The 19,159-nt window shown below is 71.5% G+C and carries 19 protein-coding genes; 11 read left to right on the top strand and 8 right to left on the bottom strand.

Features of this window, described 5'->3' with window-relative positions:
• Positions 1 to 35: 35 nt before the first annotated feature.
• Positions 36 to 884 (top strand): ketose-bisphosphate aldolase, encoded by an 849-nt coding sequence (locus ACFVXC_RS14610; RefSeq protein WP_389905228.1) that lies wholly within the window; start codon positions 36 to 38, stop codon positions 882 to 884.
• Between the two features lie 34 nt (positions 885 to 918).
• Here ACFVXC_RS14610 and ACFVXC_RS14615 read toward each other — a convergent pair whose 3' ends face one another.
• Together ACFVXC_RS14615 and cdgB are read right to left on the bottom strand one after the other, a co-directional pair.
• Positions 919 to 1,905, bottom strand: a complete 987-nt coding sequence (locus ACFVXC_RS14615; protein ID WP_389905230.1) for a carbohydrate-binding protein — start codon at positions 1,903 to 1,905, stop codon at positions 919 to 921.
• Positions 1,906 to 1,980: 75 nt separating this feature from the next.
• Positions 1,981 to 3,654, bottom strand: a complete 1,674-nt coding sequence (gene cdgB / locus ACFVXC_RS14620) for a diguanylate cyclase CdgB (RefSeq protein ID WP_389905232.1) — start codon at positions 3,652 to 3,654, stop codon at positions 1,981 to 1,983.
• Between the two features lie 455 nt (positions 3,655 to 4,109).
• Here cdgB and ACFVXC_RS14625 point away from each other — a divergent pair, with 455 nt between their 5' ends.
• Positions 4,110 to 4,601 carry a flavin reductase family protein gene (locus ACFVXC_RS14625; RefSeq protein WP_389905317.1) on the top strand — a complete coding sequence of 164 codons (492 nt, stop codon included), beginning with the start codon at positions 4,110 to 4,112 and terminating at the stop codon, positions 4,599 to 4,601.
• A gap of 88 nt (positions 4,602 to 4,689) precedes the next feature.
• Here the strand turns inward: ACFVXC_RS14625 and arfB are convergent, their stop codons facing one another.
• On the bottom strand, positions 4,690 to 5,118 hold the full coding sequence (gene arfB, locus ACFVXC_RS14630) for an alternative ribosome rescue aminoacyl-tRNA hydrolase ArfB (RefSeq protein ID WP_389905234.1): 429 nt from the start codon (positions 5,116 to 5,118) through the stop codon (positions 4,690 to 4,692).
• A 227-nt stretch (positions 5,119 to 5,345) separates the two neighbouring features.
• Here arfB and ACFVXC_RS14635 point away from each other — a divergent pair, with 227 nt between their 5' ends.
• The 4 genes from ACFVXC_RS14635 to ACFVXC_RS14650 all read left to right on the top strand — a co-directional run bounded on the left by ACFVXC_RS14635 (position 5,346) and on the right by ACFVXC_RS14650 (position 8,768).
• Entirely contained in the window at positions 5,346 to 5,921 is a 576-nt protein-coding gene (locus ACFVXC_RS14635; protein WP_249589187.1) for a TerD family protein, read from the top strand.
• A 133-nt stretch (positions 5,922 to 6,054) separates the two neighbouring features.
• Positions 6,055 to 7,305 carry a Tm-1-like ATP-binding domain-containing protein gene (locus ACFVXC_RS14640; protein ID WP_389905236.1) on the top strand — a complete coding sequence of 417 codons (1,251 nt, stop codon included), beginning with the start codon at positions 6,055 to 6,057 and terminating at the stop codon, positions 7,303 to 7,305.
• A gap of 87 nt (positions 7,306 to 7,392) precedes the next feature.
• A complete protein-coding gene (locus ACFVXC_RS14645; protein ID WP_389905237.1) occupies positions 7,393 to 8,232 on the top strand; it encodes a phosphoenolpyruvate hydrolase family protein in 840 nt (279 codons plus the stop codon).
• 20 nt (positions 8,233 to 8,252) lie between these two features.
• Entirely contained in the window at positions 8,253 to 8,768 is a 516-nt protein-coding gene (locus tag ACFVXC_RS14650; RefSeq protein WP_389905239.1) for a GNAT family N-acetyltransferase, read from the top strand.
• 10 nt (positions 8,769 to 8,778) lie between these two features.
• Here ACFVXC_RS14650 and ACFVXC_RS14655 read toward each other — a convergent pair whose 3' ends face one another.
• From ACFVXC_RS14655 to ACFVXC_RS14670, 4 genes are all read right to left on the bottom strand, one after another.
• The gene (locus ACFVXC_RS14655) at positions 8,779 to 10,227 is read right to left on the bottom strand and encodes a M1 family metallopeptidase (protein ID WP_389905241.1); all 1,449 of its coding nucleotides are present in this window, start codon (positions 10,225 to 10,227) and stop codon (positions 8,779 to 8,781) included.
• A 95-nt stretch (positions 10,228 to 10,322) separates the two neighbouring features.
• Positions 10,323 to 11,471 (bottom strand): YncE family protein, encoded by a 1,149-nt coding sequence (locus ACFVXC_RS14660; RefSeq protein WP_389905243.1) that lies wholly within the window; start codon positions 11,469 to 11,471, stop codon positions 10,323 to 10,325.
• Positions 11,468 to 12,070 (bottom strand): ankyrin repeat domain-containing protein, encoded by a 603-nt coding sequence (locus tag ACFVXC_RS14665; RefSeq protein ID WP_389905245.1) that lies wholly within the window; start codon positions 12,068 to 12,070, stop codon positions 11,468 to 11,470. Before ACFVXC_RS14665 ends, ACFVXC_RS14660 begins: the two co-directional genes overlap by 4 nt.
• A gap of 111 nt (positions 12,071 to 12,181) precedes the next feature.
• Entirely contained in the window at positions 12,182 to 12,739 is a 558-nt protein-coding gene (locus ACFVXC_RS14670; protein ID WP_389905247.1) for a heme-binding protein, read from the bottom strand.
• 435 nt (positions 12,740 to 13,174) lie between these two features.
• Here ACFVXC_RS14670 and ACFVXC_RS14675 point away from each other — a divergent pair, with 435 nt between their 5' ends.
• The 3 genes from ACFVXC_RS14675 (at position 13,175) to ACFVXC_RS14685 (ending at position 15,902) form a co-directional block, all read left to right on the top strand.
• On the top strand, positions 13,175 to 14,569 hold the full coding sequence (locus ACFVXC_RS14675) for a sensor histidine kinase (RefSeq protein WP_389905248.1): 1,395 nt from the start codon (positions 13,175 to 13,177) through the stop codon (positions 14,567 to 14,569).
• Positions 14,566 to 15,300, top strand: a complete 735-nt coding sequence (locus ACFVXC_RS14680) for a response regulator (RefSeq protein WP_389905249.1) — start codon at positions 14,566 to 14,568, stop codon at positions 15,298 to 15,300. Before ACFVXC_RS14675 ends, ACFVXC_RS14680 begins: the two co-directional genes overlap by 4 nt.
• A gap of 98 nt (positions 15,301 to 15,398) precedes the next feature.
• Positions 15,399 to 15,902: a hypothetical protein gene (locus ACFVXC_RS14685; protein ID WP_389905251.1), complete on the top strand. Its 504-nt coding sequence runs from the start codon at positions 15,399 to 15,401 to the stop codon at positions 15,900 to 15,902.
• Positions 15,903 to 15,960: 58 nt separating this feature from the next.
• Here ACFVXC_RS14685 and ACFVXC_RS14690 read toward each other — a convergent pair whose 3' ends face one another.
• Positions 15,961 to 16,656 (bottom strand): pentapeptide repeat-containing protein, encoded by a 696-nt coding sequence (locus ACFVXC_RS14690; protein ID WP_389905252.1) that lies wholly within the window; start codon positions 16,654 to 16,656, stop codon positions 15,961 to 15,963.
• A gap of 124 nt (positions 16,657 to 16,780) precedes the next feature.
• Here ACFVXC_RS14690 and ACFVXC_RS14695 point away from each other — a divergent pair, with 124 nt between their 5' ends.
• Both ACFVXC_RS14695 and ACFVXC_RS14700 read left to right on the top strand, forming a co-directional pair.
• A complete protein-coding gene (locus ACFVXC_RS14695) occupies positions 16,781 to 17,962 on the top strand; it encodes an FAD-dependent oxidoreductase (RefSeq protein ID WP_389905254.1) in 1,182 nt (393 codons plus the stop codon).
• Between the two features lie 85 nt (positions 17,963 to 18,047).
• A complete protein-coding gene (locus ACFVXC_RS14700) occupies positions 18,048 to 19,070 on the top strand; it encodes a zinc-binding dehydrogenase (RefSeq protein WP_389905255.1) in 1,023 nt (340 codons plus the stop codon).
• Positions 19,071 to 19,159: the final 89 nt, after the last annotated feature.

Raw genomic sequence — 19,159 nt, forward strand, 5'->3', positions numbered from 1 at the left:
ACGGGCCCAGGCGGCCCGGGAATTGGGGATTCATCATGCCACTCGTATCCACCGGCGACCTGGTGGCCGACGCGCGCGCGGCGGGGCGCGGTGTCGCCGCGTTCAACGTGATCACGCTGGAGCACGCGGAGGCGATCGCCGCGGGCGCGGAGCAGGCGGGCTCCCCCGCGATCCTCCAGATCTCCGAGAACGCCGTGAAGTTCCACGGCGGCAACCTCTCCGCGATCGCCGCGGCGGCCGCGGCGGTGGCCAAGGGGTCCTCGGCCCCGCTCTCCCTGCACCTGGACCACGTCATGGACGGGGAACTCATGCGGGCCGCGCACCCCGAGGGCTTCAGCTCGGTGATGTTCGACGCGTCGAAGATGACGTACGACGAGAACGTCAAGGCGACCGCGGAGGCGGTGCGTTGGGGCCACGAGCGCGGCATCTGGATCGAGGCCGAGCTCGGAAAGGTCGGCGGCAAGGAGGGCGAGGCCCCGCTGGACGCGCACGCGCCGGGGGTGCGGACGGATCCGGCGGAGGCAGCGGCGTACGTGGCAGGCACGGGCGTGGACGCGCTCGCGGTGGCGGTCGGCTCCTCGCACGCGATGACGTCACGCACGGCGACCCTGGACCACGAGTTGATCGCGTCCCTGACCAAGGCCGTCCCCGTACCGCTGGTGCTGCACGGCTCAAGCGGCGTGCCGGACGCGGAGATCCGGGCGGCGGTGGCTTCCGGCATGGTGAAGATCAACGTGGGCACGGCGCTCAACACGGCGTTCACGGGTGCGGTGCGGGAGTACCTCGGCACCCACGAGACGGGCGTCGACCCCCGGAAATACCTCGCCCCGGCTCGCGAGGCGATGGCCGGGACGGTGGCGGGGTTCCTGGGGTTGCTGAAGTAACCCCAGGACTAACCCCGTTGTGGGCGTGGAGGGTTCAGCCGCTGCTGCCCTCCACGAGCCACATCTGGTCGATGTTCGCCCCGGTCGTCCCGCACATGTCGCTCTGCGCGCAGGTGAGCGTCACCGCGTTGGTGCCCTTGGTGAGCTGGACCACCGCCCAGGTGTTGGTCCAGCCCTTCTCCCAGTCCCCTTCGTCCGCGCCGGTGAAGTTCTTCATGTTCAGGGGACGGGTCTGCTTCTTGCCATTGACGAGGATGGTGGCGTTGGAGTCCTTGCCGGGGACTCCGTAGTTCACGCGAAGGCTGTACGCGCCGGCCTTGGGGATGCCGTTGACGGTCCACGTCACCTGGGCCCCGACCTTGTCGAACCCGGAGACGTAGACACCGCCCTCGGACTTCGCGCCCTTGATGTCCGAAGCCGTCGCCGTGCCGCCGTCGAGCTTCAGTGCCTTCGCGTCCGTCTTCGGGAGGTCGGCCGCCGGGTCCTTCGGCTTGTTCGTCGGCTTCTCGCTGGGCTTGACCGTCTCGCCCTGCGTCGGCTGGCCGCCCGCGTCCTTGTCGTCGCCCTCGCCCTTGCCGCCGAACGTAATCGCGGCGGCGATCCCGATGGCGACGACCGCGACGACCGCGATCGCGGCGATCAGCAGGCCCTTGGTGTTGGGGCCGCCGCCGCGGCCGCCGGAGCCGCGGGACGCCGGGGTGTACTGCGGTGCCGTGGGGGCTCCGCCGGGCTGCGTCTCCGGGGCGGCGTAGTGCGCGTTCGGCTGGCCGTAGGTCTGCGGCTGCTGCGGCACCTGCTGGCCGTACGTGGGCGCGGCCTGCGTGCCGTACGTGTTGGGCCGACGGTCGCCCACCGCGCGCACGTGGTTGTACGAGGACCGGGGACCCGGGTACCCATAGCCGCCCCCGCCGCTGGGCGGAGTGGCGCCGGCAGCCTTGCCGTCTTCGTACAGATAGCCGAACACGTCGTCGTCGCCCTCTGGCGCGTTCGGCGTCTGTTCGCCGTTGTTGCCGGGCGTCATTCCCAGGTCACTCCCTCATATCGCTGACCGGGGGAGCCTACCCGTTCCGAGTGAGCCCACGGGGTGTCGTCGGCCTCATCCGGCCCGCCTGTGCTGCTTGGCACGGGACCGTTTCTCTACGTACATCCGCTGGTCAGCGGAGTGCAATACCTCGTCCGCCGTCATCCCGCAGTGCGCCCACCCGATGCCGAAACTGGCACCCACCCGGACCGCACGCCCGTCCACCCGGATCGGCGGGATGATCGAGTTCCGCAGCCGCACCGCGAGGTCCTGCGCGTCGGCGCGGCCGAGCCCGTCGGCGAGCACGACGAACTCGTCGCCGCCGAGCCTGGCGACCGTGTCCCCGTCGCGGACGCCGCTGGTGAGCCGCCTCGCCACCTCTATGAGAACCGCGTCACCCGTGGTGTGCCCGAAGCGGTCGTTGATCGACTTGAAGCCGTCGAGGTCGCAGAAGAGAACGGCGAGACCCTTGGTGCCGTCGTCCACGTCCCCGGGCCCCTCCGGCGGCGCGACGGTGTGCACGTGGTGATCGAAGCCATCGCCGCCCTGCTGCAGGCTGTGCGCGTTGTCCGAGCCGTAGTCGAAGCTGTGCCGCCCGTGGGCGTCGTACACGCCGTCGTACGCCGCGTCCAGCGAGTCCACCGCGCTCGGCTGACCCGCGTGCGGCCTGCGACAGAGACGGGCGCTGAGGCGCGAACGCAGCTCGGCGGAGTTCGGCAGGCCGGTGAGGGAGTCGTGCGACGCGCGGTGCGCGAGCTGGAGCTCGCGGCGCTTGCGGTCCTCTATGTCCTCGACGTGGGTGAGCAGGAAGCGCGGGCCGTCGGCGGCGTCCGCGACGACGGAGTTGCGCAGGGAGACCCAGACGTAGGTCCCGTCGCGGCGCGCGAGGCGCAGCTCGGCCCTGCCGCCCTCGGCGGAGGTCCGCAGGAGCGTGCCGATGTCCTCGGGGTCGACCAGGTCGGAGAAGGAGTAGCGGCGCATCGCGGACGCGGGGCGGCCGAGCAGCCGGCACAGCGCGTCGTTCGTGCGCAGGATGCGGCCGTGCTGGTCGCCGCCCATCTCGGCGATGGCCATGCCCGAAGGCGCGTACTCGAAGGCCTGCCGGAAGGATTCCTCACTGGCCCGCAGCGCCTGCTGCTCGCGCTCCAGGCGGACCAGGGCGCGCTGCATGTTGGCGCGGAGGCGGGCGTTGCTGATCGCGATCGCGGCCTGGAAGGCGTACATCTGCAGGGCCTCGCGGCCCCAGGCGCCAGGCCTGCGGCCGTTGCGCGGCCGGTCCACGGAGATCACGCCGAGCAGTTCGCCGCCCGCGGCGCCCGTCGCGTACATCGGGGCGAAGAGGCGGTCGGAGGGGTGCCACTCGTCCTCGAAGCGGGGGGCGGGGCCGTCGGTGTACCACTGCGGGACGTCGTCCTCGTCGAGGACCCAGCCCTCGGTGTACGAGATGAACCTCAGGGCGCCCCAGGGCTCGCCCATGGCGAGGCGCTTCTCCCATGCCTCACGCGAGCCGACCCGGCCGGTGATGAGCGCCTCGGCGGCGGTGTTGCCCGCGAAGGCGGCGACGACGAGATCGCCGTCAGGGCGCACGAGATTGACGCACGCCAGTTCATAGCCAAGGCCATTGACCACGCCGTCGGCGACGGTCTGCAGCGTGTCCGCCAGGCTCCGGGCCGTATTGAGATCCGCCACCACCTGATGCAGCTGCCGCAGGGTCGCAAGACGGACGTACGGCTCCGACTCGGTCTCCATTGCTCGCTCTCCCCGAGACCTCGACAGCAACTCCAGGATTCGCAGCGCCCTTAGTGTTCCCTCAGTACTGAGTTCTCACAGTGTGTCTGATTGCCACCGTCACTGAATCACAGCGAGCAGCTTGCCCGGTACACAGGGTCAACAAAATATGGGTCCTGTGACTCAAGTCACAGATGGGAAGCCTTCGTTGGTCCAGTCCACTCGGCCGAAGGGCGCCTTTTGAGAGTGCCCTGTGTCACGCCGTCGGCCATCGGTCCTAGGCCCGGTCTCGGACCTGGGCCCGATGTGCGGACCGGGGCGGCGGGGCTAGCGTCGCTTCCGTGGTTCCCGTACTGAAGACATCCCTGACGTCCCCGGAGAACGCTCCCGAGACTCCCTCCGCCCTGCCCTCCCCACGCGCCCCGTCCCTCGACGGGCATCCTGTGGGGGTGAGCAACGAACAGTTCCGTGCCGCCATGTCCCGGCTCGCCGCGGGTGTGGTCCTGGTGACCGCCTGCGAGCCGTCCCTGGACGCGGACGACCCCCAGGCGCCGGTCGGCGAGGACGTCGGCATGACCGCGACGGCCTTCCTCTCCGTGTCCCTCGATCCGCCTCTCGTGCTGGTCAGCCTGCGTGAGGGCTCCCGGATGGACGACCTGCTCGCCGAGCAGCCGCTGTGGGGCGTCTCGGTGCTCTCCGAGAGTCAGCGCCACATCGCGGGGCGGTTCGCGATGAAGGGCAGGATCAGCGACCGGCTGCTCTTCGAGGACGTCCCCTACGCGCGAGGAGAGGAGTCCGGGGCACCCCTGATCGGCGGCGCGCTCGCGACACTGGAGTGCCGGACGGAACAGACGGTGACCGCGGGTGACCACACCCTCGTCATCGGGCGCGTACTTTCGGCTGCGCTGCCGAGCATGGACGGGGGTCCGCTGACGTACTTCAAGGGGAAGTACCGGCAGCTGGGCTGAGCCCGCACTCGGCTCTTTCCGCTGTTTCCCGTTGTTTCCCGCCGAGCGGTCTTCACTTACGCACATTTGCCGCGACGGCCGCCAGGGCTCAGCCCCAGCCCTCCCCCGAGCGCCCGCGCTTGGTCTGGCCGCGCTGCTTCTTCTCGCGCAGCCGCCGCTCGTTGATCCCCCGGGGGATCTTCGTGGCGCGGCGAGGGCGCGGCGGCGGCGCGGTCGCCTCGGCGAGCAGCGAGGCGAGGCGGGTCGCGGCCATCTCGCGGTTGCGCCACTGGGAGCGGTGCTCGGAGGCCCGCACGCTGACGACCCCGCCGACGAGCCTGCTCGCGAGCCGCTCCAGGGCGCGCTCCTTCCACACCGGAGGCAGCGCCTCGGTGTTGGCCAGGTCGAATCTCAGCTCCACCTGCGAATCACTGGTGTTGACGTGCTGACCGCCCGGCCCGGAGGACCTGGAGAAGCGCCACATGAGCTCGGCCTCGGGCAGAGAGACGGAGCCGCGGATGACATAGGGACCGGACATGAGTCCTATCGTCCCGCGTCTGTCCGGTCCACGTCACCCGCATTTACGGCGGGTCCCGCTCGCCCCACGTGCCCGTCGGACGCGCTCCAGGCGCACTCCCGGGACGGGTAAAGAAAGTAAAAGGAACTGGAACCTCTGGGACCCCGGTCGACGTTCATAGAGGTGACGGTAGCTTCGTCCCCAGTACGAAGCCCGTTCGTACGCAACGAGGGAAGGGACTCCCAACAATGGCAGTAAGCCTGTCCAAGGGTGGCAACGTCTCGCTCACCAAGGAGGCTCCGGGCCTGACCGCCGTCACCGTGGGCCTCGGCTGGGACGTCCGCACCACCACTGGCACCGACTTCGACCTGGACGCCTCGGCCATCGCGGTGAACCCGCAGGGCAAGGTCTTCTCGGACCAGCACTTCGTCTTCTTCAACAACAAGGTGACGCCGGACCAGACCATCGAGCACACCGGTGACAACGTCACGGGTGAGGGCGAGGGCGACGACGAGCAGATCAAGGTCAACCTGGCGGGCCTCCCGGCCGACATCGACAAGATCGTCTTCCCGGTCTCGATCTACGACGCGGAGAACCGCTCGCAGAACTTCGGCCAGGTGCGGAACGCCTTCATCCGCATCATCAACCAGGCCGGCGGCACGGAGATCGCCCGCTATGACCTGAGCGAGGACGCCGCCACCGAGACCGCCATGGTCTTCGGCGAGCTGTACCGCAGCGGCGCGGAGTGGAAGTTCCGCGCGGTGGGCCAGGGCTACGCGTCCGGTCTCGTCGGCATCGCGCAGGACTTCGGCGTCAACGTCTGAGGTTCGTAGGCCAGTCAGCAGTTCCCGAGGGCCCCCGGCGGATTATCCCGCCGGGGGCCCTCGCCGTTGCCCTGACGGCTCCGGGGCCGCAGGATCGGGAGCACCACCCACCACTTGAGGGAGTGTGAGGGCCATGGCGACCGTGGTGCTGGTCGGGACGCTCGACACCAAGGGCGCGGAGTACGCCTGGCTGCGCGAGCGGCTCAGGGAGTACGGCAGCGACACCCTGCTCATCGACACCGGCATACTGCCCCCACCCGCCCAGGCACCCACCGCCGACGTACCCGCCGACGCCGTGGCCCGCGCGGCCGGGCACGACCTCGCGAAGCTGCGCGGTGCGGGCGAGCGGGGCGCGGCCGTGGCGGCGATGGCGGACGGCGTGAGCGAGGTGGTGCTCGACCTGCACCGGCGGGGCAAGCTGCACGCCGTGCTCGCGGCAGGCGGCAGCGGCGGTTCGTCGATCGCCTCGCAGGCGATGCGCGCACTACCGATCGGGGTGCCGAAGGTGCTCGTCAGCACGATGGCCGGCGGCGACGTGGCGCCGTACGTCGGCAGCAGCGACATCACTCTGATGTACAGCGTCGTGGACATCTCCGGCATCAACGCGGTATCCCGGCAGGTCCTGGGCAACGCGGCGGCGGCAGCCGCGGGCATGGCCCGTCGCTTCGAGCGCAACCACGACGAACTGGCGGGCCGGGGCCGCAAGGTGGTCGCCGCCACGATGTTCGGCGTGACGACGCCCGCGATCGACGCGGCCCGCGCCCGGCTCGACGCACTGGGCTACGAGGTCCTCGTCTTCCACGCGACGGGCGCGGGCGGCAGGGCGGTCGAGAAGCTGGCGTCCGACGGCCTCCTGGACGGCGTACTGGACCTGACGACCACCGAACTCGCCGACGAACTGGTCGGCGGCGTCCTCTCGGCAGGCCCCGAGCGCCTCACCGCGGCGGGCCGCGCGGGCATCCCGCAAGTGGTCGCTCCCGGCGCCCTCGACATGGTCAACTTCGGCCCGGCGCCGACGGTCCCGCCCCGCTTCGCGGACCGCACCCTCCTCGTCCACAACCCCACGGTCACGCTGATGCGCACGACGGCCGACGAGATGGCCGCGCTCGGCACCGCCCTCGGTCACAAGCTCGCCGCCGCGCGCGGCCCCGTCGAATTCTTCTGGCCCCTGCGCGGGGTCTCCGCGGTCGACGTGGAGGGCGGCCCGTTCCAGGACACCGCGGCGGACGAGGCAGGGCTGAGCGCGCTGCGGACGACGGTGCGGGGCAGTGGCGTACGACTGCACGAGCTGGACGCGCACATCAACGACGCGCAGTTCGCGGTGGCGATGGCGGACCGCCTGGACGAGCTGATCAGCGCACAGGCGCTGAAGCGGACGCCTTGACCCTTAGCCCGTGACCCGTGACCCGTGACCCGAACTGACTTGAGACCACCTGAGACCCGCTGAAGACACCCGCTCAAGGAGCACCCCATGACGACGCAGATCACCCGCGAGGAAGCCCTTGCCCGCCTCAACTCCCAGGTGGCGAAGGGGGTTCCGGTGATCGGAGCGGGAGCGGGCACGGGCCTCTCCGCCAAGTGCGCGGAGGAGGGCGGCGTGGACCTCCTGATCATCTACAACTCCGGCCGCTACCGGATGGCGGGCCGCGGCTCCCTGGCCGGCCTGCTCCCGTACGGCGACGCGAACGCGATCGTGGTGGACATGGCCAGAGAGGTGCTCCCGGTGGTGAAGGACACCCCGGTCCTCGCCGGGGTGTGCGGCACGGACCCCTTCCGGGACATGGGCCGCTTCCTGGACGAGCTGAAGGGGATGGGCTTCACCGGCGTACAGAACTTCCCGACGGTCGGCCTGTACGACGGCACGTTCCGCACCAACCTCGAAGAGACGGGCATGGGGTACGGCCTCGAAGTGGACATGGTCCGCGAGGCCCACGCCCGCGACCTCCTCACGACCCCCTACGTCTTCGACCCCGACCAGGCCGCCGACATGGCCCGGGCCGGAGCGGACGTCCTCGTCCCCCACGTCGGCCTGACGACCAAGGGCGCGATCGGCGCGGGCACCGCCCTGACCCTGGATCAGGCGGCCTCGGCGGTGCAGGAGATGCACGACGCGGCCAAGCGCGTGAACCCCGACATCCTCGTCCTGTGCCACGGAGGGCCCATCGCGGAACCGGAAGACGCGGCGCACGTCCTGTCCCGCACCGAGGGGATCGTCGGCTTCTTCGGCGCGTCGTCGATCGAACGCCTCCCCACGGAGCGCGCGATCGTGGACCAGACGCGCGCCTTCAAATCCCTGAAGGCGCGGGGCTGAGTACGGCTAGCCTGCGCCGCATGATCCTCGAACCGCTCACCCTCGCGCAGGACGGCGCGCTCCCCGGTGAGCTGCTCACCGAGCTCACCGCCCTCTACGCGTCGAACCACGTCTTCCACGCACTCTCCGGCGACTTCCCCGACCCCCACGACATCCGCCCCGAACAGGTCGCCGCCGCACTCGCGGACGAACTGGCCGAGCCGGGGGCAGAGGTGCTCGTCGCGCGGTCCGAGGGGCGGGTCGTCGGGATCGGCATCACGCTGAAGCAGCATCCCGATCCCGCCGACCCCGACCCGTGGATCGGGCTGCTCATGGTGGATGCCGGGCAGCAACGCAAGGGCTACGGACGGGAGTTCGCGACCCAGATCGAGGAGCGCTTCCGCCGGGAGGGGCGTGACGGGGTTCGTCTCGCCGTCCTCGACGGGAACGACACCGCGCTCGCCTTCTGGGGCAGGCTCGGGTACGAGGTCATCGACCACCGGCGCGACCGCGACGCGGACCGCCCCTGCGCCGTACTGCGCAAGCCGCTCACGTAACCCCACCGCCTTACGGGTGGTCCGGCTTTCCGTCCTCGTACAGCCACGGGCCCCAGATCGCGTGCACCTTCTTGCGCGCCGCCTCGCCGCCCGCGTGCTTCTCCACGTAGCGCGTGAAGTCCTCGGTGTCGGCGTTGCGGTGGCGGTAGGTCTTCGTCCAGCCCTGCACGATGTCGTAGAAGGTGTCGTCGCCCACCGCCTGGCGGATCTTGTGGATGACCATGCCGCCCCGCTCATACACCGGACTGTCCGAGATCTGGCCGGCGGACGGCGGCTTCGCGGGCGGGAACTCCCAGATGGCCTCGTTGTCCTCCTTGTCCTCGTAGTAGTCGTCGGCGTAGATGTCGTCGAAGGTCTCCTGCACGCTGTCGCCGTCGTTGTCCTCATCCCAGAGCCACTCGGCGTACGTCGCGAAGCCTTCGTTGAGCCACATGTCCCGCCAGGACTTGGGCGTCACGGAGTTCCCGAACCACTGGTGGGCCATCTCGTGGACCACGAGCTCGGTGCTGGGGGCGCCGGGGTAGGTGGGGCGGGTCTGGGTCTCAAGGGCGTAGCCCGCGTCCTCCTCGCGGGCGACGATCGCGCCCGCCGACGAGAAGGGATAGGGGCCGAAGTTCAGCTCCTGCCACTCCATGATCTCGGGGATGCGGTTCAGCGCCTTCGCGCTCGCCTTGACCTCGGAGGGTTCGACCGCCGTGAGCACCGGGATGCCGGACTTCGTCGTCGACTTCTTCACCTCGAACGCCCCGATCGCCACCGTCGCCAGATAGCTCGCCATCGGCTCCGCGCTGTGCCAGGCGAAGGTGGTGCGGCCGTTCTTGGTCGACTCGCGGGTCAGCTCGCCGTTGGAGATGGCCTTCAGGCCCTTGGGGACGGTGACGCGTATGTCGTACGAGGCCTTGTCCGAGGGGTGGTTGTTGGACGGGAACCAGGCCATCGAACCCGTCGGCTCGCCGAGCGCCAGGGCACCTTCCTCCGTCCGCAGCCAGCCCTCCTCGGAGTCGTCCGGGTCGGTGATGGTCTCCGGGCTGCCGGAGTAGCGCACGACCGTGCGGAACGTCTCGCCCTTGTCGAGGTCGTCCGCGGGCCGGATCGTCAGCTCCTGCCCGTCGCGGTGGAAGTTGGCGCCCTTCCCCTCGACGGTCACCCCCTTCACCTCCAGGCCCTTGAGGTCGAGGTTGAAGGCGCTGAGGTCCTGGGTGGCGCGCGCCGTGACCTCGGCCGTGGCGGTGAGGTGGCGCGCGTCCGGGTCGTACCCGAGGGTCAGGTCGTAGTGCGCGACGTCGTAACCGCCGTTGCCCAGCTTCGGGAAGTACGGGTCGCGCACGCCGTCGGCTCCGGGCGTGCCGGACACTCCGGAGCCGCTGCAGGCGGTGAGGACGAGGGCCGTGAGGGCGGCGGCGGAGGTGCCGCGGAGAACCGTGGATCGTGGGTGCACAGCTGTGATCTTATGCGGCATATGTTCGGGGTGCGAGCGCCCCGTAAGGGGCGCGGGGAGCTGCGCGACCCGCCCCCACCGGCCCGCGGCTCCACCACCTCACTCCCCTCAGGGATTTACAGCACCGCGATACCCAACGGCCTCTCCCCTGCCGGGAGGCGACGCGCGTCGCCGCTCTCCAGGTCGACGACGGTGATCCCGTTCCAGAATCCGTCGCGGGTGAAGCCGCCGGTGACGTACGCGGCGGCGCCGTCCTCGGAGACGGCGACGTCCTCGTGCGGCCCGTCCAGCGGGAAGACCTTCTCCTTGCCGTCCTTCGTCCGCACGGTCAGCGAGGGGCCCTCGTCCGACGAGGGGTCGATGGGTCCCGTGCCGACCGCGAACAGCGTGCCGTCCTCGGTGATCCGCGCCCCGTGCTGGTGGGTGTTGGCCGTCATCGGCTCGATGTCCGACTCGCCGGTACGCGGATCGAGCACGACGAGCTTCTCGCCCTCGAAGGGGAGCAGGAGCTTGCCGTCCGAGGGGCGTACGGCGGCGTAGTGCGGCTTGAGCCAGGAGCCGAGGCCGCCTTCGGTTCCGTAGGGGGCGACCTCGATGCGGCGGGGCTTCAGCGAGTCGGCGCGTACGACCGTCACGTCGAAGGAGTCGTGATTGGTCGCGTAGACCTCCCGCCCGTCCTTCGACACGTCCACGTCGAACGGGCGGCGGCCCACCGGGACCGTGTCGGTGACCTCGCGCTTCTCGGTGCCGATGACCTCCAACGTCCCCTTGCCGTCGGGGACGTTGACGCCCACGTAGAGGTGCTCGCCGTCCGGGGCGAGCGCGATGCCCATGCCGCCGCCGCGGTACTCGCCGGTCGTCGCGGGGCCGCTGTCCGTCTCGTACGGGATGCGGTCGACGCGTGCACGGGTGCGGGTGTCGATGACGGTCACGGCGTCGGCGGCGGCGACCCAGGCGCGGCCGTCGTCCCCGACGGTCAGCCCGTAGGGGGCCGTGCCGACCTTCACGGATTCGATGGGGCCGCGCTCGGGGTCGACGAAGGTGACGGTGTCGGAGCCGAAGTCGGCCACCAGGAGGGTGCCTTCGGGGGTGCGCCGTTCGGCGGGGAGGGTGGCGGTGGGGAGGGTGACGGTGGGTGGCGCGGTGGGGGTCACGGTCTCCTTCCCGGTCGCGCGGGAGGGCTCGGAACCGGTGGCGCAGCCCGCGAGGACTGCGGCGCCCAGGAGCACCGTGCCGACGGAGAGCGCCGCGCGAGGCACCTTCACGCGGCGGCCCTCAGCAGCGCGGCGATCTCGGCGAAACCACGGCGCTCCGCGTGCTCCAGGGGCGTGACGCCGTCCCGGTCGGCGAGATCGGGCGTCGCGCCCGCGGCGAGCAGCAGCGCCACGATCTCCTGGTGCGCACCGCCGCCGTCGCCGAGGATCACGGCCTCCAACAGGGCCGTCCAACCCAGGTCGTTGACGTGGTCGGCGTCGATGCCGGTGACGCGCAGGACTTCCCGTACGTACGTGACGTGGCCGCGCTCCGATGCCGGGATCACAGAGATGCCGCCGAACCGGTTGCGGAGCTTCAGGTCGGGCCCCGCGGGAAGCAGGACGTGCAGCATGGCGACGCTGCCCGTCACGCCGGTGACCAGCCAGGGGCTGTCGGCGCGATGGTCCTGCGCGTCGACGTCGGCACCGGCGGCCACGAGGACCTTGGCGGCCTCGACGTGATCGCCGATGGCGGCGAGCAGCAGGGGTGTGCGCAGTTCGGTGTCGCGGGCCTCGACGCGGGCTCCCGCGTCGAGGGCGGCTCTCACCCCGGCGGCGTTCCCGGCCCGTGCGGCGTCGAGCAGCCGCTGGTCCTCGGCGGTCCTTGTCATGAACTTTCTCCTCGTCGTCGTACGGACCGGGAACAGCCTCAGCATGATGAGATCCGGTGGCTTCGGCAGCGGGGCGGTGTCAGCCGCCTCGGGCCTCAGAGCCTCGGGGCCTTATCGGCCGAGCGCCGCGACGCCCGCCTTCGCGAACTTCTCGTCCAGGTCGCCGCTCGGGGCGCCCGCGACACCGATGCCCGCGACGGGCGCGCCCTTGGCGGTCACCGGCGCACCGCCCGCGAGGAACAGGGTGCCGGGGATGTCCTTCAGGTTCGGCGTCTTCTCCAGATTCTTGGTCAGCTCGGAGGTGGGCGCGTTCCAGGAGACGGCGGTGTACGCCTTCTTCTCGGCGGACTCGTACGACTGCGGCCCGGCGCCGTCGCCGCGCAGGGTGACGACCGTGTTGCCGTTGCGGTCGACCACGGCGACCGAGACGCGCTGGTTCTCCTTCTCGGCGGCGTCGAGGGCGGCCTTGGCGCCCTTGGTCGCGGCGTCGATGTTCAGGTGCGTCGACTGCGTGAGGTTCTTGTTGCCCGCGTCGGCGGAGACGGCGGCCTTGGTGGCGGCGTCGGGGGTACCGGCGGTGGCGGAGACGGCACCGAAGGTTCCGGCGCCCAGGACCGCGGCGGTGGCGGCGACGGTGAGGACGCGGGTGCGGCGGGAGATCTTCTTCATGGGGGCTCCTCGGAGTGAAGGTGTCGGAGTGGAGGTGGAGGTGGAGGCAGTGGAGGCGGTGGAGGTGGGGGTCCGGCGGATCGAGCGGATCGGGGGGATCGAGCGGATCGGGGGGATCGAGCGGACCGAGTGGATCGAGCGGACCGGGGGGGATCGGGGGGATCGAGTGGATCGGGGGGGGCGTTCCCGCTGCCTCAATCCTCCGGCCGCATCCGGGGCCCACCCCTCGACGTACCGGCTGGGAGCGGCGCGCGACTCGGCCGACACCAGGGTCAACCGATCGGTTGACCCTCTCGTGGCCCCACCGGGTCACAATGAGGGTGTTTGCCCAGTTCAGCGCCCGCGTGACGGCGACGGAACGGGCGCGCGACGGCGACACGAGACGGCAGTACGAAACAGCAGTACGAAACGGCAGCACGAGAGGGAGGCGCCCCCGTGGCGGGACCGAGAGTGGGACAGCGCACGCCGGGCACAGCCCCCCGCACACCGAGTGCAGGCCCCGCCTCCCGCACACCGAGCGCAGGCCCCGCCCCCCGCACGCCGGACCCGGACGCCCGCACGCCGGACCCGGACGCCCGCTGGCTCGCAGCCGTCATGCACGCGACGTTCTACCTGCTCCTGGCCACCTCACTGGCCCGCTTCCTGCTGCGCCACCCCGCAGGCGGTGCGCGCGTCCCGTGGATCATCGCGCTCTCCGTCGTCCTGGCCTTCCTCTACGCCCTGCCGCCCCTCGCCGCAGCCCTGCGGGGCAAGCGCTCCATGCGCTCCATGCGCTCCACGCGCTCCACGCCCTTCGCGTCAGGACCGGCACCCGGCACGCGCCCCACCCCCCTGCGGCTCACCTGGCTCGCTCTGGTCGTCGCGGTCTGGCTGGTGCTCGTGATCCTCGCGCCGAGCTTCGGGTGGTGCGCGGTGCCGCTCTTCTTCACCGGTCTGCGGACGCTGCCACCGCGCGCGGCCTTCGCCCTGGTGGTCGTCCTGACCGGCTGCGTGATCGCGTCACAACTGCGGCTCGCGGGCCGCTACGACCCGGACCTGGTCCTCGGGCCGCCCGCCGTGTCAGCGATCGCGACGGCGGTCTTCGTCCACATGCAGCGCCAGGCGGCCCGCCAGCGCGAACTGATCGACGACCTCATCCGCACCCGCCGCGAACTGGCCGCCATCGAGCGCCGCGAAGGCACCCTCGCCGAGCGCCAGCGCCTGTCCATGGAAATCCACGACACCCTCGCGCAGGGCCTGTCCAGCCAGCAGATGCTGCTCCAGGCCGCCGACCGCCTCTGGGACACGGACCCGGACAAGGCCCGCGCCCACGTCCGTACGGCCGAGTCGATCACCGAAGTCGGCCTCACCGAGGCGCGCCGCTTCGTGCACGACCTGGCGCCCGCCGACCTGGCCGACGGCGGCGGCCTCGACGAGGCGCTGCGGACGCTGGCCGCGCGCACCGCACAGGACGCGGGCCTCACGGTCCGCTTCCACTCCGAGGGCACGCCCGCCCCGCTCCCCGACCGGACGCAGTCCGCGCTCCTGCGCATCGCGCAGGGCGCGCTGGCCAACGTGGCGGAGCACGCCGACGCGACCACGGCGGCGCTGACGCTCACGCACCTGGACGACCAGGTCGTACTCGACGTCGCGGACGACGGCCGCGGCTTCACCCCCACCGACGAGCCGCCCGCCCGCGAGCGGCGGGGCCATGGGCGGCGGGGCCACGGGCTGCCCGCGATCCGCGCCAGGGCCGGGCAGCTCGGCGGCACGCTGACGATCGAGTCGGCACCCGGCGAGGGCACGGTGCTCTCGGTCTCGATCCCCCTGACCCCGCAGGAGACCCCATGACGCCCCCCGCATCCCCCACGCCCGCCGCCGCATCCGCCACCCCCGCCAAGCCCCCGGTCCGCCTGCTGGTCTGCGACGACCACATCGTCGTACGCGCCGGACTGCTCGCCCTGCTCGGCAGCGCACCGGACATCGAGGTGGTCGGCGAGGCGGGTACCGGCGAGGAGGCGATCGCGCTCGCCGCGAAGCTCGCCCCCGACGTGGTCCTGATGGACCTGCAACTGGGCGAGGGAATGGACGGCGTGGAGGCGACCCGCCACATCACGTCCACCGCCACCCACGCCGCTGCTCCCTCCCTCTCCCCCTCCCCTTCTCCCTCCCCTTCTCCCTCCCCCACACCCCACGTCCTGGTCCTGACGACGTACGACACGGACGCCGACATCACCCGCGCCATCGAGGCGGGCGCCACGGGCTACCTCCTGAAGGCCGAACGCCCCGAGGAGCTCTTCGCCGCGATCCACGCCGCCGCGCAGGGCCGCACCACGCTCTCCCCGCCGGTCGCGTCCCGCGTGATGGCCCGCATGCGCAAGCCGCTGCCCACCCTCACCGACCGCGAGCTCGACATCCTCGCCCAGCTCTCCCACGGCCTCGGCAACCGCGACATCGCCCGCGCCCTGTTCATCAGCGAGGCCACGGTCAAGACGCACCTGGGCCGGATCTACGACAAGCTCGGCGTCGACACGCGTGCGGGCGCGGTGGCGGTGGCGAAGGAGCAGCGACTGCTGCCCTGACATGCGGCGTCGTCCACGGCCCTGACATGCGGCGTCGTCCACCGCCCTGGCAAGCGGCGTCGTCACACGCCCTCCGGGGCCGTGACACCATCGTCCACGTGCTCGACATCGGCTACGCCCTCTCCCGCCGCTTTCCCGACCCCCCGCAGTTCGACTACCGCGGCGCGGACGTCCACGCGCTGCGGCACGACCTGTTCTGCGGGGACGTGTACCTCGCGGACACGAAGGCGGACCGGGAACTGTCCACAGCCTGGGGATGGGTTCCCGTGCTCGACTTCGCGTGGGCGCTGTGCGACATCGTCGAGCTCGTGGACCAGGATCCCCGGGGGAGCCGGGCGTCCCGCCCGCAGCACGCCGAGCTCGACTTCACGGAGTCGACGGACCGCATGCTGTTCACCCGTCGCTTCGGGTGGGTGGACATCGAGGCGGACTGGATGCGGGTGGAGGAGCCCGCGCTGACGTTCTCCCACTCCGAACTCCGCCGCGAGGCGCGGGACTTCCTCCATGACCTCCTGGCGGACCTCATCGACCTCCACGAGACCCTGGCGGACAACCCCGCGATCTGGTCCCTCCAGTCCCGCTTCCCCCGAGTCCCGGCGTAGACGGGCAAGAGCCCTGCGGCGGGCAGAGTGGACCGAGACGCCCCCCTGAGCCGGAAAGCTAGTCCACCCGCACCCCCACCTGCGCGGCGAACGCCGGCGCCAGATCCATCAGCTGCGCCGAACTGATCACCGCGCCCGCCAAGCAGTCGATCCCCCGCAGGATGTCCACCTGCGCCGCACCCCGCAGGTCGACGTCCTTCATGCGGGTCCCGCTGAAGTCCGCCCCCTTCAGCACACACCCCACGAACTCCACCCGCTCCAGCGCCGCCTGCCCGAAGTCCGGCTCGACCAGCACGCATTCCTCGAAGACGACGTCCTTCAACCGCGCCTTCCGCAGGTTCAGATAGTCGATCTTCCCGCCCCGCACGACGACCCGCTCCAAGACACTCCCGTGCAGCTGAACGCCCCCCAGCCGCGCGTCCACCACCTCCACGTCCCGCAGCGACGCCTCCGCCAGCTCCGTGCCGACCCCCCGCAGCTCCGTCAGGACGGAGTCCACGAACCGCGCCCTGCTGAGCCGCGCCTCCGTCACCCCGCAGCCCGTCATCGCGCAGTCCAGGAACAGCGCTCCCCCGCCGTCCTGCCCCGCGAGTTCGAGGTCCCGGAACTCGACCCCGTCGTAATCCCCGTCGGGCTCCAGCTCACCCCCGCCGAGCCCAAGATCCCCGAACGCCCGCAGCTGCGGCAACCGCACCTCGGGCCGCCGAGCCTTCTTCACCCCTGCCGCATCCCTCTGCCGTTCCCTCTGTCCCATGCACCCATCGTGCACCCACCCACTGACAACGCCGCCGCGCCCCGATGTCACATCCCGAGCACCCCCATCCGTCGTACCCAGAGGAAGCAGCCAGCCGCACCGGACCACGACAGGAGCCCACCCCATGCCCAGCACCCCCGCCCGCCTCACCGTCATCGGCGGCGGCTTCGCCGGCCTCACCGCTGCCATCACCGCCGCGGAATCCGGCGCCCGGGTGACCCTCCACGAGGCCCACCACACCCTCGGCGGCCGAGCCCGCACCGCCGAGGGCGCGTACCGCACGAACGAAGGCCCCCACGCCCTCTACAACGGCGGCCCCCACTGGATCTGGCTCAGGCAGCGCGACCTGATCGGCCCCCTCGCGCCCGTCCCGCCCATCGAAGGCACGCGCCTGCGCCTCCACCACCAGGGGCGGTTCCGCCGTACCCCACCCCTCGCGATGCTGAAGCTCCTGCGCCGCAAGCCCGAAGAGGCACCCGTGGAGGCGGACTTCATGACCTGGGCGACCGGCGAGGTGGGCGAGGAAGGAGCGCGCGCCGCCGCGCACTACATCGCCGTGGCGACGTTCCACCACGACCCCGGCTCCCTCTCCGCCAGGTTCGTACAGGAGCGCCTGCGCCGCGCCACGAAGCTGCCCCCGGAGGCGCACTACCCGCGCGGCGGCTGGGGCTCGGTCATCGACCGGATGGCGTCGCTCGCCTGGAACCTGGGCGTACGTGTGGAAACGCTGTCCCGCATCGACAGCGTCGCCTCGCTCTGCGCCAAGAACCCCGTGGTCGTAGCCACCTCCCTCCCCGCGGCCCGCGGCCTCCTCCAGGACGAGACCCTCCACTGGGACAGCGCCCGCACCGCCCTCGTCGACATGGCCCTCACCTCCCGCAAGGGCGACCCCTTCGCGATCTCCGACCTGGACGCGACCGGCTGGATCGAACGGTTCACCACCCAGGACCGCACCCTCGCCCCCGCCGGACAGGACCTCATCCAGGGTCAGATCCCGCTCTCCCCCGAGGAGTCCAAGGCGGACGGAGCAGCCCGCGCCGACCACCTGCTCGACCTCGGCTTCCCCGGCTGGCGCGACCGCCTTCTCTGGCGCCGCGACGGCGTGTCCAACGGCCGCACCGGCGCGGTGGACCTGCCCGGCACCACCTGGCGCGACCGCCCGGCGATCGACCGCGGCGACGGCGTCTACCTCGCGGGCGACCAGGTAGCGGCCCCCGGCCTGCTCTCCGAGGTCTCCTTCAACAGCGCCCTGGAGGCGGTGACCCTCGCACTGGCCCCCGCAAGGCTTGACCTCAAGTCCGCTTGAGGTACGAGGGTGATGACCACACCGAGAACGCCGCCCGACGCGCAACACGCAAGGGCTGACGCCCGACGCCCAAGGAGCCACCCCCATGCACGCCATCCGCCTGCACACCTTCGGCCCGGCCGAGCACCTCACGTACGAGGAGACGCCCGACCCGGCCCCGGCCCCCGGCCAGGTCCGCATCGCGGTGACCGCGGCGGGCGTGCACCTCTTGGACACCGCGATCCGCGCGGGAATCAAGGGCCCGCTCCCCGAACTCCCCGAGCTGCCCACCATCCCGGGCCGCGAGGTGGCAGGGACGGTCGAGTCGCTCGGCGAGGGAGTCGACGGAGGCTGGCTCGGCAAGCGCGTGGTCGCCCACATCGGCTTCGCCCCCGGAGGCTACGCCGAGCTGGCCGTCACGGAGGCGGCCCGCCTGCACGAGATCCCCGAAGGCCTGGACGACGCGGAGGCCGTGGCACTGATCGGCACGGGCCGTACGACGATGGGAATCCTGCAGTTCACCGAGCTCACCCCCGCCTCCGTGGCCGTCATACCGGCGGCGGCGGGCGGCATCGGCACACTCCTGGTCCAGTACGCCAAGCATGCGGGCGCCACGGTGATCGGCCTGGCGGGCGGCCCGGAGAAGACGGACCGGGTCAGCGCGTACGGCGCGGACCTCGCCGTCGACTACAGGAACCCCAAGAACCCGGACTGGCCCGACGAGGTACGCGCGTACCTGACGAAGCTCGGCGTCCCCGGCGCCAGCGTCGTCTTCGACGGAGTGGGCGGAGCGGTCGGCCGTGCCGCCGTGGACCTCCTCGCCCCCGGCGGCGAGCACCTCGTCTTCGGCTGGTCGGGCAAGGGCCCGCACGACGGCGAACCCCTGACGTTCACCGACGAGCAGCTGGCGGTCCGCGGTATCACCCGGACCGGCGTGCTCGGCCCGGTGATGATGCGGAAGGCGGGCGGCGACAACCCCACCCGCACCCTGGAACTTGCCGCACTCGCCGAAGCGGCGAAGGGCCACTTCACCCCGGCGGTCCAGCGCTACCCCCTGGCGGAGGCGGCGACAGCCCACGCCGCCCTGGAGAACCGCCGTACGACGGGCAAGGTGGTCCTCATCCCCTGATACCGCTCGGTCAGCTCGGCGGGCAGCGCGTCGAGGACGGCCAGGAGGCGGCACCGGGCAGGAGGCGGCACCGGGCAGGAGGTCGGCAG

The sequence above is a fragment of the Streptomyces sp. NPDC058257 genome, assembly GCF_042881845.1.
In the GTDB taxonomy this organism is placed as follows: Bacteria; Actinomycetota; Actinomycetes; order Streptomycetales; family Streptomycetaceae; genus Streptomyces.

What these genes read in the sequence shown, in the direction of transcription:
- ACFVXC_RS14680 (WP_389905249.1), top strand. Translation starts at nt 14,566, where the DNA reads ATGACGCCCCCCGCATCCCCCACGCCCGCCGCCGCATCCGCCACCCCC.
- ACFVXC_RS14610 (WP_389905228.1), top strand. Translation starts at nt 36, where the DNA reads ATGCCACTCGTATCCACCGGCGACCTGGTGGCCGACGCGCGCGCGGCG.
- ACFVXC_RS14640 (WP_389905236.1), top strand. Translation starts at nt 6,055, where the DNA reads ATGGCGACCGTGGTGCTGGTCGGGACGCTCGACACCAAGGGCGCGGAG.
- ACFVXC_RS14650 (WP_389905239.1), top strand. Translation starts at nt 8,253, where the DNA reads ATGATCCTCGAACCGCTCACCCTCGCGCAGGACGGCGCGCTCCCCGGT.
- ACFVXC_RS14665 (WP_389905245.1), bottom strand. Translation starts at nt 12,070, where the DNA reads ATGACAAGGACCGCCGAGGACCAGCGGCTGCTCGACGCCGCACGGGCC.
- ACFVXC_RS14695 (WP_389905254.1), top strand. Translation starts at nt 16,781, where the DNA reads ATGCCCAGCACCCCCGCCCGCCTCACCGTCATCGGCGGCGGCTTCGCC.
- arfB (WP_389905234.1), bottom strand. Translation starts at nt 5,118, where the DNA reads ATGTCCGGTCCCTATGTCATCCGCGGCTCCGTCTCTCTGCCCGAGGCC.
- ACFVXC_RS14645 (WP_389905237.1), top strand. Translation starts at nt 7,393, where the DNA reads ATGACGACGCAGATCACCCGCGAGGAAGCCCTTGCCCGCCTCAACTCC.
- ACFVXC_RS14615 (WP_389905230.1), bottom strand. Translation starts at nt 1,905, where the DNA reads ATGACGCCCGGCAACAACGGCGAACAGACGCCGAACGCGCCAGAGGGC.
- ACFVXC_RS14635 (WP_249589187.1), top strand. Translation starts at nt 5,346, where the DNA reads ATGGCAGTAAGCCTGTCCAAGGGTGGCAACGTCTCGCTCACCAAGGAG.
- ACFVXC_RS14625 (WP_389905317.1), top strand. Translation starts at nt 4,110, where the DNA reads ATGTCCCGGCTCGCCGCGGGTGTGGTCCTGGTGACCGCCTGCGAGCCG.
- ACFVXC_RS14655 (WP_389905241.1), bottom strand. Translation starts at nt 10,227, where the DNA reads ATGCCGCATAAGATCACAGCTGTGCACCCACGATCCACGGTTCTCCGC.
- ACFVXC_RS14690 (WP_389905252.1), bottom strand. Translation starts at nt 16,656, where the DNA reads ATGGGACAGAGGGAACGGCAGAGGGATGCGGCAGGGGTGAAGAAGGCT.
- cdgB (WP_389905232.1), bottom strand. Translation starts at nt 3,654, where the DNA reads ATGGAGACCGAGTCGGAGCCGTACGTCCGTCTTGCGACCCTGCGGCAG.
- ACFVXC_RS14670 (WP_389905247.1), bottom strand. Translation starts at nt 12,739, where the DNA reads ATGAAGAAGATCTCCCGCCGCACCCGCGTCCTCACCGTCGCCGCCACC.
- ACFVXC_RS14700 (WP_389905255.1), top strand. Translation starts at nt 18,048, where the DNA reads ATGCACGCCATCCGCCTGCACACCTTCGGCCCGGCCGAGCACCTCACG.